Below are 12,474 nucleotides of genomic sequence, written 5' to 3' on the forward strand. Positions count from 1 at the left end.
AAGCCGCACGGAAGGTCCACCGCGTCGCATGACGAACCAAGCTCCCCACGCCTACGACGTGATCACGATGGGACGCGTCAGCGTCGACATCTACCCGCAGCAGACCGGCCCCCTCGAGGACGTCTCGACCTTCTCGAAGTCCGTCGGCGGCAGCGCCACGAACGTCGCCATCGCCGCTGCTCGCCACGGCGCGGACGCCGCGGTCATCACCCGGACGGGCAACGACCCCTTCGGCCGGTACATCGCCCGCACGCTGCCCGAGTACGGCGTCGCGAACGCCTTCGTCGAGACGGTCGAGGGGCTGAACACCCCCGTCGCCTTCTGCGAGATCTTCCCGCCGGACGACTTCCCGCTCTACTTCTACCGGGCCCCGAAGGCGCCGGACCTGATGATCACGGCGAAGTCCCTGCCGCTGCACGAGATCGAGCGCGCGAAGATCTTCTGGACCACGGTGACCGGCCTCAGCGAGGAGCCGAGCCGACAGGCGCACCACGTGGCGTACGAAGCCCGGTCCGCCGCGCGGAACAGCACGAAGACCCACACCGTCTTGGACCTGGACTACCGGTCGATGTTCTGGTCGAGCCCCGAGGCCGCGACGCGCGAGGTCGCGATCGCCCTCGAGCACGCCACCGTCGCCGTCGGCAACCGTGAGGAGTGCGAGGTCGCGGTGGGGGAGACCGATCCGGTCCGCGCCGCCGACGCCCTGCTCGACCGCGGTGTCGAGATCGCGATCGTCAAGCAGGGGCCGAAGGGCGTGCTGGCGAAGACCCGCGACGAGTTCGTCGAGTTCCGTCCGCACCACATCGACGTCGTGAACGGGCTCGGCTCGGGCGACGGCTTCGGCGGCGCGCTGACCCACGGACTGCTGCAGGGCTGGAGCCTCGAGCGGATCCTGGCCTTCTGCAACGCAGCCGGCGCGATCGTCGCGACGCGGTTCGAGTGCTCGACGGCGATGCCGACGAGCGACGAGATCGAGCAGTTCCTGACCGACAACCCGGCCGAGGGCACGAACCACACGGGTGAGACGTACACGGGTGAGACGTACACGGGTGAGACGAACACCGAGGAGAAGACCCATGCCTGAGCTCAGCCCCGCTGACTTCCAGCGCCTCCGCGACATCCGTGCCGGCCAGCCCGACCTGGTGCGTGCCACGCTCGACGCCCGCCGCAAGCGCTCCCTGCTCGCCGACGACGGCAAGCTCTTCATCGTCGCCGCCGACCACCCCGCACGCGGTGCCCTGGCGGTGCGCGACGACGAGTCCGCGATGGCGGACCGCTACGACCTGCTCGAGCGGCTCGTCACGGCCCTCGGCCGTCCGGGGGTCGACGGGGTGCTCGGTACCCCCGACATCCTCGAGGACCTCGCGCTGCTCGGCGCCCTCGACGGCAAGGTCGTCGTCGGGTCGATGAACCGCGGCGGACTGCGCGGCGCGACGTTCGAGATGGACGACCGGTACACGGCGTACTCGGCGCAGGCGATCAAGGACTCCGGGCTCGACTTCGCCAAGCTGCTGGTGCGCATCGCCCTGGAGGACTCGGGCACCGCGCCGACGCTCGAGGCCACGGCCCGCGCCGTCAGCGAGGCCGCGGCGCTCCAGCTGCCGATCATGCTCGAGCCGTTCATGTCCGAGTGGCGGGACGGCCGGGTCGTCAACGACCTGTCGGCCGACGCCGTGATCACCTCGATGGCGATCGCCGCGGGACTCGGCGAGTCCAGCGCCTACAGCTGGCTCAAGATCCCCGTCGTCGACGACATGGAGCGCGTGATGGCCGCGACGACGCTGCCGACGCTGCTGCTCGGCGGCGACCCGGCTTCGCGGCCGCTGGAGACGTACGCCAAGTGGGCTGACGCCCTGGCCCTGCCCGGCGTCCGCGGCCTGGTCGTCGGACGCACCCTGCTCTACCCCTCGGACGGCGACGTCGCCGCCGCCGTGGACGTCGCCGCCGGTCTCGTCCACAGCCAGGAGGCCCGGGGCGGGTTCTCCACAGATGCCCACGACCCAGCCGCTCGGCTCGCGGGCGCCACCACCATGGACTCGTCCATCTCGGAAGGAAGCAACGCATGACGCTCACCGACACGACCACCACCACCGTCGGGCACTGGATCGACGGCAAGCGCGTCGAATCCGCGTCGGGCAACACCGCCCCCGTGTACGACCCGGCGCTCGGCGTCGCGACCAAGCAGGTCGCGCTGGCCGACGAGTCCGAGATCCAGGCGGCCATCGGCAGCGCCAAGGCGGCGTTCCCCGGCTGGAGCAACCTGTCACTGGCCAAGCGCCAGGCGATCCTGTTCTCGTTCCGCGAGATCCTGAACCGCGACAAGGCCGAGCTGGCCGAGATCATCACGAGCGAGCACGGCAAGGTCATCGACGACGCCCTGGGTGAGATCGCCCGTGGGCAAGAGGTCGTGGAGCTCGCCACCAACATCCCGAGCCTGATGAAGGGCGAGTTCTCCGACCAGGTCTCGACCGGCATCGACGTCTACTCGATCCGCCAGCCGCTCGGCGTCGTGGGCATCATCAGCCCCTTCAACTTCCCGGCGATGGTGCCGCTCTGGTTCCTGCCGATCGCGATCGCCGCGGGCAACACCGTCGTGCTGAAGCCGAGCGAGAAGGACCCGTCGGCCGCCATCTGGCTCGCCGAGAAGTTCAAGGAGGCCGGGCTGCCCGACGGCGTCTTCAACGTGCTCAACGGCGACAAGCTGTCCGTCGACGGCCTGCTCACCAGCGACGACGTCGAGTCGATCTCGTTCGTCGGCTCCACGCCCATCGCGCAGTACGTCTACGAGACCGGCACGAAGCACGGCAAGCGCGTGCAGGCCCTCGGCGGCGCGAAGAACCACATGCTGGTCCTGCCCGACGCCGACCTCGACCTGGTCGCCGACAACGCGATCAACGCCGGCTTCGGTTCGGCCGGTGAACGCTGCATGGCGATCTCGGTCGTCGTCGCCGTCGAGCCGGTGGCGGACGAGCTCATCCAGAAGATCAAGGACCGCGCGGCGACCCTGCGCATCGGCGACGGTCGTCGCGGGTGCGACATGGGGCCGCTCGTCACGAAGCAGCACCGTGACAAGGTCGCCTCGTACATCGAGGTCGCAGAGCAGGACGGTGCGGTGGTTGTGGTGGACGGCCGCACCGTCCGACCCGACGGCGACGAGAACGGCTTCTGGCTGGGTCCGACGCTGATCGACCAGGTGCCCACCACCAGCCGCGTCTACACCGAGGAGATCTTCGGTCCGGTGCTGAGCGTCGTGCGGGTCGCCACCTACGAAGAGGGCCTCGAGCTCATCAACTCCGGCGCGTACGGCAACGGCACCGCCATCTTCACGAACGACGGTGGCGCCGCCCGACGGTTCCAGCGCGATGTGCAGGTCGGCATGATCGGCATCAACGTCCCGATCCCGGTGCCTGTCGCCTACTACTCGTTCGGCGGATGGAAGAACTCGCTGTTCGGCGACCACAAGGCGTACGGTGCCGACGGCGTGAGCTTCTTCACCCGTCAGAAGGCGATCACGAGCCGGTGGCTCGACCCGTCGCACGGCGGCATCAACCTCGGCTTCCCGTCGAACAACTGACCCGCAGCATGGCGAACGAACAGCACCAGCACGACCAGTGGTTCATCCCGGCGGGCTCCCGGCCCGAGGCAGGCTGGACCGACGTGGTCGACGGCCGCATCGAGGGGTGGGCGCACACCGGGCTCCGGACCGGCGCGCTGACCGACGGGGGCGAGCTGCGCCTCCCGGCCGACGCCGTGGAGCGCATCGTCGTGCCGCTCGCCGGGTCGTTCCACGTGACCCACTCGGGCGCTGCCGGTGACGGCGAGCAGACCCTGCAGGGTCGGGGGAGCGTCTTCGACGGCCCCACCGACGTCCTGTACCTGGGCTCGGGCTCCGCGGCCACCATCACCGGCAGCGGCCGGTTCGCCGTCGCCGAGGCGCCCACCGACACCGTCAAGCCGACCACCTACCTGGCCCGGCCGGACGTGCCGGTGGAGCTCCGCGGCGCCGGGCAGTCGAGCCGTCAGGTGCACAACTTCGGCACCCCGGCGGCGCTCGACGCCGTCAAGTTCATCGTGTGCGAAGTGATCACGCCGGCCGGCAACTGGTCGTCGTACCCTCCCCACAAGCACGACACGAACGTGCCCGGGTCAGAGTCGAACCTCGAGGAGATCTACTACTACGAGGCCGCGGTGTCCCGTGGGCTCGAGTCGATCGCGGCCGAGGCCGCCGACCCGTTCGCCCTGCACCGCACGTACGCCTCGGACGACCGCGCCATCGACGAGTTCCGGCAGGTCCGGACCGGCGACGTCGCCCTGGTGCCGTACGGCTGGCACGGTCCGGCGGTCGCCGCTCCGGGCTACGACATGTACTACCTGAACGTGATGGCCGGGCCCGACCCGGAGCGCGTCTGGAACATCACCGACGACCCCGCCCACGGGTGGGTCCGGCAGGCGTGGGCATCGGAATCGATCGACCCGCGACTGCCCTACGAAAGGAAGCAGGCGTGACCACCACCACGCGGAAGATGACGGTCGGCCAGGCACTCGTCGAGTTCCTGGCCAACCAGTGGACCGTCGACGGCGACGTCCGCGAACGCACCATCCCGGGGATCTTCGGCATCTTCGGGCACGGCAACGTCGCCGGGGTCGGTCAGGCCATCAAGCAGCTCCACGTCGAGCAGCCCGGTCTGCTGCCGTACCACCAGGCCCGCAACGAGCAGGCGATGGTGCACGAGGCCGTCGGCTTCGCTCGCATGCACCGCCGCCGCGCGACCTACGCGTCGACGGCGTCGGTCGGCCCGGGCGCCGCCAACATGCTGACCGCCGCGGCACTCGCCACCACGAACCGGCTGCCGGCACTGCTGCTGCCGTCGGACACCTTCGCCACGCGCACCACGGACCCGGTGCTCCAGCAGATCGAGCTGCCGCACGACACGTCGTTGCAGGTCACCGACGCCTTCCGTCCGCTGTCGCGCTACTTCGACCGTGTGGAGCGTCCGGAGCAGCTGTTCTCGATCGCCCTCGCCGCGATGCGGGTGCTGACCGACCCGGCCGAGACCGGTGCGGTGACGATCGCGCTGCCCGAGGACGTCCAGGCCGAGGAGTTCGACGTCCCCGTCGCGTTCCTGCAGCCGCGGGAGTGGCACATCCGCCGCCCGCTGCCCGAGCGCGGTCCGCTCGAGCGTGCCGTGGCCGCGATCCGTGCCGGCCGGCGTCCGGTCATCGTGGCCGGTGGCGGGGTGCTGTACTCCGACGCCGCCGACGAGCTCCGCGCCTTCGTCGAGGCCACCGGGATCCCGGTCGGCACGTCGCAGGCCGGTGGCGGATCCCTGGTCTGGGACCACCCGCAGTACCTCGGCGGGATCGGCGCGACGGGCACCGCGGCGGCCAACGCGATCGCCGCCCAGGCCGACGTCGTCATCGGGATCGGCACCCGCTACAGCGACTTCACCACGGCGTCGCGCACGGCGTTCCAGAACCCGGACGTCACGTTCGTCAACGTCAACGTGGCCGCGTTCGACGCCTACAAGCACGGTTCGCAGCTGCCGCTGATCGCGGACGCCCGGGAGGCGCTGGTCGCCCTGACGGAGTCGCTCACGTCGGACACGGCGTACGTCGTCGAGCCCGGCTACGCCTCCGAGATCGCCTCGCTGAAGGCGGCGTGGGACGCCGCCGTCGACGGCGCCTTCGCCCCGTCCGGTGCAGACCTGCCCGGCCAGCCCGAGATCATCGGGGCCGTGCAGTCGGTCTCCGACCCGCGCGACGTCGTCATCCAGGCTGCGGGCTCGCTGCCCGGCGACCTGCACAAGCTCTGGCGGGTGCGGGACGAGCTCGGGTACCACGTCGAGTACGCGTTCTCGTGCATGGGCTACGAGATCGCCGGTGGCATCGGGGTCCGCCGCGGGGCTCCGGACCGCGACGCGATCGTGATGGTCGGTGACGGCAGCTACCTCATGCTGCACACCGAGCTCGTCACCGCCGTGGCCGAGGGCATCAAGATCATCGTCGTGCTGATCCAGAACCACGGGTACGCGTCGATCGGGCACCTGTCCGAGACCGTCGGCTCCGAGCGCTTCGGCACGAAGTACCGCTACCTCGACGAGACCGAGTCGTTCGAGAACGGCGAGCCCCTGCCCGTCGACCTCGCCGCCAACGCCCGCTCGTACGGCGTCGACGTCATCGAGGTGCAGCCCGGCCCGGACAGCATCGAGGATCTGAAGGCCGCGCTGCGCCAGGCGAAGGCGAACGACCACACCACCCTGGTGCACATCAACTCCGACCCGCTGGTCTACGCCCCCGAGGGCGACGGCTGGTGGGACGTGCCGGTCGCGCAGACCTCCACCCTCCCCAGCACCCAGGCCGCCCGCGCCGAGTACGAGCAGCAGGTCGCCACGCAGCGTCCGCTGCTCGGCTGAACCGTTCACGAGACAGAAAGCGACAGCGACGTCATGACCGACACCGCCACCCCCATCGGCAGCCCCGCCACCGACGCGGCGCCCGCCTCGATCCGCATCGGCACCGCCCCGGACTCGTGGGGCGTCTGGTTCCCGGACGACCCGAAGCAGGTGCCGTGGCAGCGCTTCCTCGACGAGGCGTCCGCCGCCGGGTACGAGTGGATCGAGCTCGGCCCGTACGGGTACCTGCCGACCGACCCGTCCCAGCTGTCCGACGAGCTCGAGTCCCGCGGGCTCAAGCTGTCGGCGGGCACGGTCTTCACCGGGTTCCACAAGGGCGAGGACCAGTTCCAGCGTGCGTGGGACCAGGCCGTCGCGGTCGCCGGCCTGGCCGCGAAGCTCGGCGCCGAGCACCTGGTGACGATCCCCGACCTGTGGCGCTCGGACGCCACCGAAGAGGTGCTCGAGGCGCGCACGCTCACCGACGAGCAGTGGGAGCGTCTCGGCAAGGGCCACGACCAGCTCGGCAAGGCGCTGCTCGAGGAGTACGGCGTCCACCAGCAGTTCCACACCCACGCGGACAGCCACGTCGGTACCTACAAGGAGACCGTGCGGTTCCTCGAGGTCACGAACCCCGAGTACACCAACCTCTGCCTCGACACCGGCCACTTCGCCTACTACGGCGGCGACAACCTCAAGCTCATCGCCGCCCACCCGGAGCGCATCGGCTACCTGCACCTCAAGCAGGTCGACACCGACCTGCTGTTCGACGTGCTCAAGAACGACGTGCCGTTCGCGACCGCCGTGTCGCAGGGCATCATGACCGAGCCGCCGCACGGCACCCCGGAACTCGCCCCGATCATCGAGGCCGTCGCCGCGATCAACCCGGACGTCTTCGGCATCGTCGAGCAGGACATGTACGGCTGCTCCGTCGACGCCCCCGGCCCGATCGCCGAGCGCACCTTCCAGCACATCTTCGGCTCGACGTCGGCCGCCCGCGCCTCCTGACGCGCCGTCCAGGCAGCGTCAACAACCCCAGGAGAACACCACCATGACCACCACGCAGAACCTCCGCGTCGCCGTCGTCGGCGCCGGCATGATGGGCGCCGACCACGTCCGCCGCATCACCGCCAAGATCTCGAACGCCGACGTCGTCGCCGTCGTCGAGCCCGACCAGGCCCGTGCCGCTGCGGCAGCCGCCCTGGCGCCCGGCGCGATCACCGCCGCGTCCTTCGACGAGGCGCTCGAGCGGACCGAGATCGACGCCGTCATCATCGCGACGCCGGGCTTCCTGCACGAGCCGATCCTGGTGACGGCGCTCGAGCGCGGGCTCACCGTCCTGTGCGAGAAGCCGCTGACGACCAGCGCCGAGGACTCGCTGCGCATCGTGGAGCTCGAGCAGCAGCACGCCGCCCGACCGGTCATCCAGGTCGGCTTCATGCGCCGGTTCGACTCCGGGTACCAGGAGCTCAAGGCGCTGCGCGAGTCGGGGGCGAACGGCGCCCTGCTCGCCCTGCACCACGCGCACCGCAACCCGACGACGCCGCCCAACTTCAGCGAGTCGATGCTCATCCACGACTCGGTGATCCACGAGATCGACATCATCCCGTTCCTGACCGGCGAAGCGATCACGAGCGTCGAGGTGAAGAAGCCGCGCAAGAACTCCCTCGCGCCGGCCGACCTGCCCGAGCCGCAGTTCGTCCTGTTCACCACCGAGTCCGGCACCATGGCGATCGTCGAGATCAACGTCAACGCCCAGTTCGGCTACCAGGTGACCACCGACGCCGTGTTCGAGTCCGGCGTCGCCTACATCGGCCGCGACACCTCGCTCTCGCTCGCCGCAGCCGGGGCGACCTCGCAGGGCGTCACGCCGTCGTTCAAGGAGCGGTTCGCCGCCGCCTACGACGAAGAGGTCCAGCGCTGGGTCGACGCGGCCCGGACCGGCGGCATCGACGGGCCGAGTGCCTGGGACGGCTACACCGCCTCCGTCGTCGCTGAGGTCGCCGTCCGGGCCCAGCAGTCCGGCGCGCACGAAGTGGTCGAGTACGCGGTCACGAAGCCGGCGTTCTACGACGAGACGATCGACGCGACCGCACCGGCCGCGCTCGCCGGGGCCTGATCGATGCCGAAGATCGCGCTCGACCCGACCCCGTTCCACCACGACCTGTCGCTGCTCGAGTTCCCGCGCAAGGTCGCGGAGCTCGGCTACGAGTACCTGCAGCTCACGCCGCACAAGGACTTCATCCCCTTCTACCGGCACCCGAAGGCCGACGACGACCTGGTCGACGCGTTCGCCGCGGCCTGCCGTGACGCCGGTGTCCAGGTGGCGAGCGTGCTGCCCGTGCTGCGCTGGTCGGGCCCGGACGAGGACGCCCGTCAGGCTGCGGTCCGGAAGTGGAAGCGGGTCATCGAGATCACGAAGCGCCTCGGCGTGGACACCATCAACACGGAGTTCTCCGGCCGCCCCGAGCGTGCCGAGAAGTCCGAGGACCAGTTCTACCGGTCGATGGAGGAACTGCTGCCGATCATCGAGGACGCCGGCATCCGTGTGCTCATCGACCCGCACCCCGACGACTTCGTCGAGGACGGCCTCGAGGCACTCCGGGTGATCCGCGGCCTGAACTCGAAGCACGTCGGCTTCGTCTACGTCGCCTGCCACACGTTCCACTACGGCGGCAACATGGACGAGATCATCGACGCCGCCGGCGACTCGCTGCAGCTGGTCCACGTCGCCGACGCGTACGACCACCGTCGCTCGCACGGCCTGCGCTACATCACGAACCCGCCCGGCAACCCGGTCCGGGTGCACCAGCACCTGCCGGTCGGCCAGGCGGACGTCGACTTCGACGCCTTCTGGGCGGCGCTCGACCGGGTCGGTTTCTCGGCGCGCGAGGACACCGTCGCGGTCTCGAGCGTCTTCGCCGAGGACGAGAACGCCGACGCGGTGTCGCGGTTCCAGCTCGACACGATCACGAAGGGACTCCACCGATGACCACCACCCTCGAGACGCAGGCGTCCACCGACGCCGACTCCCGCCCCGTCACCCTGCAGGCCGCGGAGCAGACACCGACCGCCCTGTGGAACGACTCCGCCGACCCGCGCGAACTGTCGACCGCCATCCACGAGTACGGTGCCGTCGGCGCGACCTGCAACCCCGTGATCGCGTACACCTGCATCCAGCAGGACCCGGAGACCTGGGTCCCGCGCATCCGCGAGATCGCCGAGGAACAACCGACAGCGGGGGAGTCCTGGATCGGCTGGAAGGCCGTCGAGGAGCTCTCCATCGCCGCCGCGGCGCAGCTGCTGCCCGCGTTCGAGGCGTCCGGCGGCCGGAACGGTCGACTGTCCATGCAGACCGACCCCCGGTTCCACCGCGACGCCGACGCGCTCGTCGAGCAGGCCGTCCGGTTCTCGCAGCTCGCGCCGAACATCATCGTGAAGATCCCCGCCACCAAGGTCGGCATCGCCGCGATCGAGGAAGCCGCCTACCGCGGGGTCTCGATCAACGCCACGGTGTCCTTCACCGTGCCGCAGGTCGTCGCCGTGGGCGAGGCCATCGAGCGCGCCCTCGACCGGCGTGCTGCCGAGGGCCTGCCGGAGCAGGAGTTCGGCCACGTCGTCACCCTGATGGCCGGCCGCTTCGACGACTGGCTGAAGACCGTCGTCAAGCGCGACCACGTGATGGTGGACCCGGGCATCCTCGAGTGGGCCGGTGTCGCCGCGGTGAAGAACGCCTACCGCGTCTTCCAGGAGCGTGGCTTCCGCTCGCGCGTGCTGGTCGCCGCGTTCCGCAACGCACTGCAGTGGTCGGAGTTCCAGGGCGGGGACCTGGTGGTGTCGCCCCCGTTCCAGTGGACGAAGGACATCAACGACAACGCGTTCCCGTTCCGTCCGCACGCCATCGACGACGAGGTCCCCGTGCACGTCATCGAGGCGCTCCGGGCCGCGACGCCGGAGTTCGCCCGCGGCTACGACGTGGACGGCATGACGATCGACGAGTTCGACCGCTTCGGTGCGACCGTGACGACGCTCCGACAGTTCCTGGACGCCGACGCGAAGCTCGACGCCCTGGTCCGCGACATCATCGTCCCCGCGATCTGAAACGCGATCTGCGACGCGATCTGATGCGCGGCGCGACCCGTCCGAACCACGGGTCGCGCCCCGCGCGCTGACGCACCAGCCTGGAGGCCCGGTGCCGGTCCCCAAGACCGGCACCGGGCCTCCAGGCGGTTGCGTCATGTGCTGACAAAGTCCGCCGCATCGGCTACGCTCGTTGTCGCGCTCCAATGCGCGTCACCTGAACGAAGGAGTTCTCCATGGACAGCATCGGCGTCGGGCTGATCTCGGTCGGCTGGATGGGGCGGTTGCACTCGCGTGCCTACCGAGCGTTGCCGGACCACTTCCCGGAGCTCGGCGTCCAGCCGCGGCTCGTCGTCGCGGCCGACCCGATCGAGGCGGCCCGTGACCAGGCGGTGATGCGGCTCGGGTACGAGCGGGCCGTCGCCGACTACCACGAAGTCCTCGCCGACCCGGCGGTCGACGTCGTGTCGATTTGTTCGCCGAACTTCCTGCACCGCGAGATGGCCGTCGCCGCGGCCGAGGCAGGCAAGCCGTTCTGGATCGAGAAGCCGATGGGACGGTACGCCAGCGACTCGCGCTCCATCCACCAGGCGGTGCAGCGCGCCGGAGTCATCACGAGCGTCGGTTTCAACTACCGGCACGCCCCGGCGATCGAGCGCGCTCGTGAACTCGTCCGGAGCGGACGGCTCGGCCGGGTCACGAACGTGCGCGGCTCGTTGCTCGCCGACTACTCGTCCGACCCGGCGGCCCCGTTGACCTGGCGCTTCGAGCGTGAGCGTGCCGGATCGGGTGTGCTCGGCGACCTGCTGTCGCACGGACTCGACCTGGCGCAGTACGTGGTCGGACGGATCGCGTCGGTCAGTGCGCTCGCCGAGACGTTCATCGAGTCGCGGCCCCGCCCGGCTGCCGGCATCGTCGACCGCAGCGCCGCAGCGACCGGCGAGCTCGGTGCCGTCGAGAACGAGGACTACGCCGCGCTGCTGTTCCGGTTCGAGGACGGTGCGGTCGGCACGATGGACTCGAGTCGGGTCATGCGTGGGCCGCACGCCGAGTACAAGCTCGAGATCTACGGCACCCGCGGTTCGGTCCGGTGGGACTTCCAGCGCCTCAACGAGCTCGAGGTGTACCTGGACGGCCAGGAGGTCGACGGGTACGCGACGCACTACGTCGCTCCCGGGGACGGCGAGTTCGCCCGGTTCCAGCCGGGTGCCGGCACGGCGATGGGGTACGACGACCTGAAGACGATCGAGGCGGCGCAGTTCATCGCGAGCGTGCAGCGCGGGGAGCAGCTCGCACCCTCGGTCGCCGACGGGCTGGCTGCCGCGTCGATCGTCGAGGCCGCGGAGGCCTCGCTGGTCGACGGCTCGTGGCACGACGTCGCTCGCGTCGACGGGCCGCTGACGTACGGGGCGCCGACGCCGAAGTTGTAGACACCCGGTCGTTGTCACTTGTTAGTATGTAAGGACAAAGTCCGAGCAACCAGGAGGCACCATGCCGCTCGTCCGTATCGACCTCGCCACCGGCCGCACGCCGGAGGCCGTCCGTGGCATCGCCGACGCCATCCACCAGGCCATCGTCGACGTGTACGGGATCCCGGTGCGGGACCGGTTCCAGGTGATCACCGAGCACCCCGCGCAGCAGATCATCGCCGAGGACGCCGGCCTGGGGTTCGAGCGCACCGAGGGTGTCATCGTCATCCAGGTGTTCACGCAGCGCGGGCGGACCGACGAGGCGAAGGCGGCGCTGTACCGGGCGATCCACGACGCCCTCGCGGCGATCGGTGTCGCGTCCGAGGACGTCTTCATCGGCTACGTCGAGAACGGGCCGCAGGACTGGTCCTTCGGCTTCGGCCGTGCCCAGTACGTCACGGGTGAGCTCGGGGTGCCCGCGCTCGGGTGAGCGGTGCGGGTGCGGGTGCGGGTGCGGGGTGGTCACGACACCCCGCTCAGGTCCGCCGAGTGGTCACGAACTGTCGGTTGCCGGGCCTCCGGGCGACAGTTCG

At 70.2% G+C, this 12,474-nt stretch carries 11 protein-coding genes; all 11 read left to right on the plus strand.

All coding sequences use genetic code 11. The features are described 5' to 3' along the window. Window positions 1–28: 28 nt before the first annotated feature. The 11 genes from iolC to DEJ00_RS08015 all read left to right on the plus strand — a co-directional run bounded on the left by iolC (window position 29) and on the right by DEJ00_RS08015 (window position 12,371). The gene (iolC, locus tag DEJ00_RS07965) at window positions 29–1,084 is read left to right on the plus strand and encodes a 5-dehydro-2-deoxygluconokinase (RefSeq protein ID WP_111056969.1); all 1,056 of its coding nucleotides are present in this window, start codon (window positions 29–31) and stop codon (window positions 1,082–1,084) included. After that, window positions 1,077–2,066, plus strand: coding sequence for a class I fructose-bisphosphate aldolase (locus tag DEJ00_RS07970; RefSeq protein ID WP_035807563.1), 990 nt, complete (start codon window positions 1,077–1,079; stop codon window positions 2,064–2,066). The genes iolC and DEJ00_RS07970 overlap by 8 nt, the downstream gene beginning before the upstream one ends. Then, window positions 2,063–3,574, plus strand: coding sequence for a CoA-acylating methylmalonate-semialdehyde dehydrogenase (locus DEJ00_RS07975; RefSeq protein ID WP_027464521.1), 1,512 nt, complete (start codon window positions 2,063–2,065; stop codon window positions 3,572–3,574). Before DEJ00_RS07970 ends, DEJ00_RS07975 begins: the two co-directional genes overlap by 4 nt. Before the next feature lie 8 nt (window positions 3,575–3,582). Next, window positions 3,583–4,506 carry a 5-deoxy-glucuronate isomerase gene (gene iolB, locus DEJ00_RS07980; RefSeq protein WP_111056970.1) on the plus strand — a complete coding sequence of 308 codons (924 nt, stop codon included), beginning with the start codon at window positions 3,583–3,585 and terminating at the stop codon, window positions 4,504–4,506. Between the two features lie 17 nt (window positions 4,507–4,523). Continuing rightward, window positions 4,524–6,413 (plus strand): 3D-(3,5/4)-trihydroxycyclohexane-1,2-dione acylhydrolase (decyclizing), encoded by a 1,890-nt coding sequence (iolD, locus tag DEJ00_RS07985; RefSeq protein ID WP_110864498.1) that lies wholly within the window; start codon window positions 4,524–4,526, stop codon window positions 6,411–6,413. 33 nt (window positions 6,414–6,446) lie between these two features. Then, window positions 6,447–7,400 carry a sugar phosphate isomerase/epimerase gene (locus DEJ00_RS07990; RefSeq protein ID WP_017887103.1) on the plus strand — a complete coding sequence of 318 codons (954 nt, stop codon included), beginning with the start codon at window positions 6,447–6,449 and terminating at the stop codon, window positions 7,398–7,400. Between the two features lie 43 nt (window positions 7,401–7,443). Beyond that, window positions 7,444–8,511 carry a Gfo/Idh/MocA family protein gene (locus DEJ00_RS07995; RefSeq protein ID WP_111056971.1) on the plus strand — a complete coding sequence of 356 codons (1,068 nt, stop codon included), beginning with the start codon at window positions 7,444–7,446 and terminating at the stop codon, window positions 8,509–8,511. A gap of 3 nt (window positions 8,512–8,514) precedes the next feature. Continuing rightward, a complete protein-coding gene (locus DEJ00_RS08000) occupies window positions 8,515–9,384 on the plus strand; it encodes a sugar phosphate isomerase/epimerase family protein (RefSeq protein ID WP_111056972.1) in 870 nt (289 codons plus the stop codon). Next, complete coding sequence (locus DEJ00_RS08005; protein ID WP_111056973.1) at window positions 9,381–10,493, plus strand: transaldolase family protein; 1,113 nt, start codon at window positions 9,381–9,383, stop codon at window positions 10,491–10,493. Before DEJ00_RS08000 ends, DEJ00_RS08005 begins: the two co-directional genes overlap by 4 nt. A gap of 215 nt (window positions 10,494–10,708) precedes the next feature. Beyond that, entirely contained in the window at window positions 10,709–11,902 is a 1,194-nt protein-coding gene (locus DEJ00_RS08010; protein WP_111056974.1) for a Gfo/Idh/MocA family protein, read from the plus strand. Between the two features lie 61 nt (window positions 11,903–11,963). Next, entirely contained in the window at window positions 11,964–12,371 is a 408-nt protein-coding gene (locus tag DEJ00_RS08015; RefSeq protein ID WP_071405737.1) for a tautomerase family protein, read from the plus strand. The last annotated feature ends 103 nt before the right edge of the window (window positions 12,372–12,474 follow it).

Origin of the sequence: Curtobacterium sp. MCLR17_039 (assembly GCF_003234745.1) — a bacterium.
Taxonomy (GTDB): Bacteria; Actinomycetota; Actinomycetes; order Actinomycetales; family Microbacteriaceae; genus Curtobacterium; species Curtobacterium flaccumfaciens.

What these genes read in the sequence shown, in the direction of transcription:
- iolC (WP_111056969.1), top strand. Translation starts at nt 29, where the DNA reads ATGACGAACCAAGCTCCCCACGCCTACGACGTGATCACGATGGGACGC.
- DEJ00_RS07970 (WP_035807563.1), top strand. Translation starts at nt 1,077, where the DNA reads ATGCCTGAGCTCAGCCCCGCTGACTTCCAGCGCCTCCGCGACATCCGT.
- DEJ00_RS07975 (WP_027464521.1), top strand. Translation starts at nt 2,063, where the DNA reads ATGACGCTCACCGACACGACCACCACCACCGTCGGGCACTGGATCGAC.
- iolB (WP_111056970.1), top strand. Translation starts at nt 3,583, where the DNA reads ATGGCGAACGAACAGCACCAGCACGACCAGTGGTTCATCCCGGCGGGC.
- iolD (WP_110864498.1), top strand. Translation starts at nt 4,524, where the DNA reads ATGACGGTCGGCCAGGCACTCGTCGAGTTCCTGGCCAACCAGTGGACC.
- DEJ00_RS07990 (WP_017887103.1), top strand. Translation starts at nt 6,447, where the DNA reads ATGACCGACACCGCCACCCCCATCGGCAGCCCCGCCACCGACGCGGCG.
- DEJ00_RS07995 (WP_111056971.1), top strand. Translation starts at nt 7,444, where the DNA reads ATGACCACCACGCAGAACCTCCGCGTCGCCGTCGTCGGCGCCGGCATG.
- DEJ00_RS08000 (WP_111056972.1), top strand. Translation starts at nt 8,515, where the DNA reads ATGCCGAAGATCGCGCTCGACCCGACCCCGTTCCACCACGACCTGTCG.
- DEJ00_RS08005 (WP_111056973.1), top strand. Translation starts at nt 9,381, where the DNA reads ATGACCACCACCCTCGAGACGCAGGCGTCCACCGACGCCGACTCCCGC.
- DEJ00_RS08010 (WP_111056974.1), top strand. Translation starts at nt 10,709, where the DNA reads ATGGACAGCATCGGCGTCGGGCTGATCTCGGTCGGCTGGATGGGGCGG.
- DEJ00_RS08015 (WP_071405737.1), top strand. Translation starts at nt 11,964, where the DNA reads ATGCCGCTCGTCCGTATCGACCTCGCCACCGGCCGCACGCCGGAGGCC.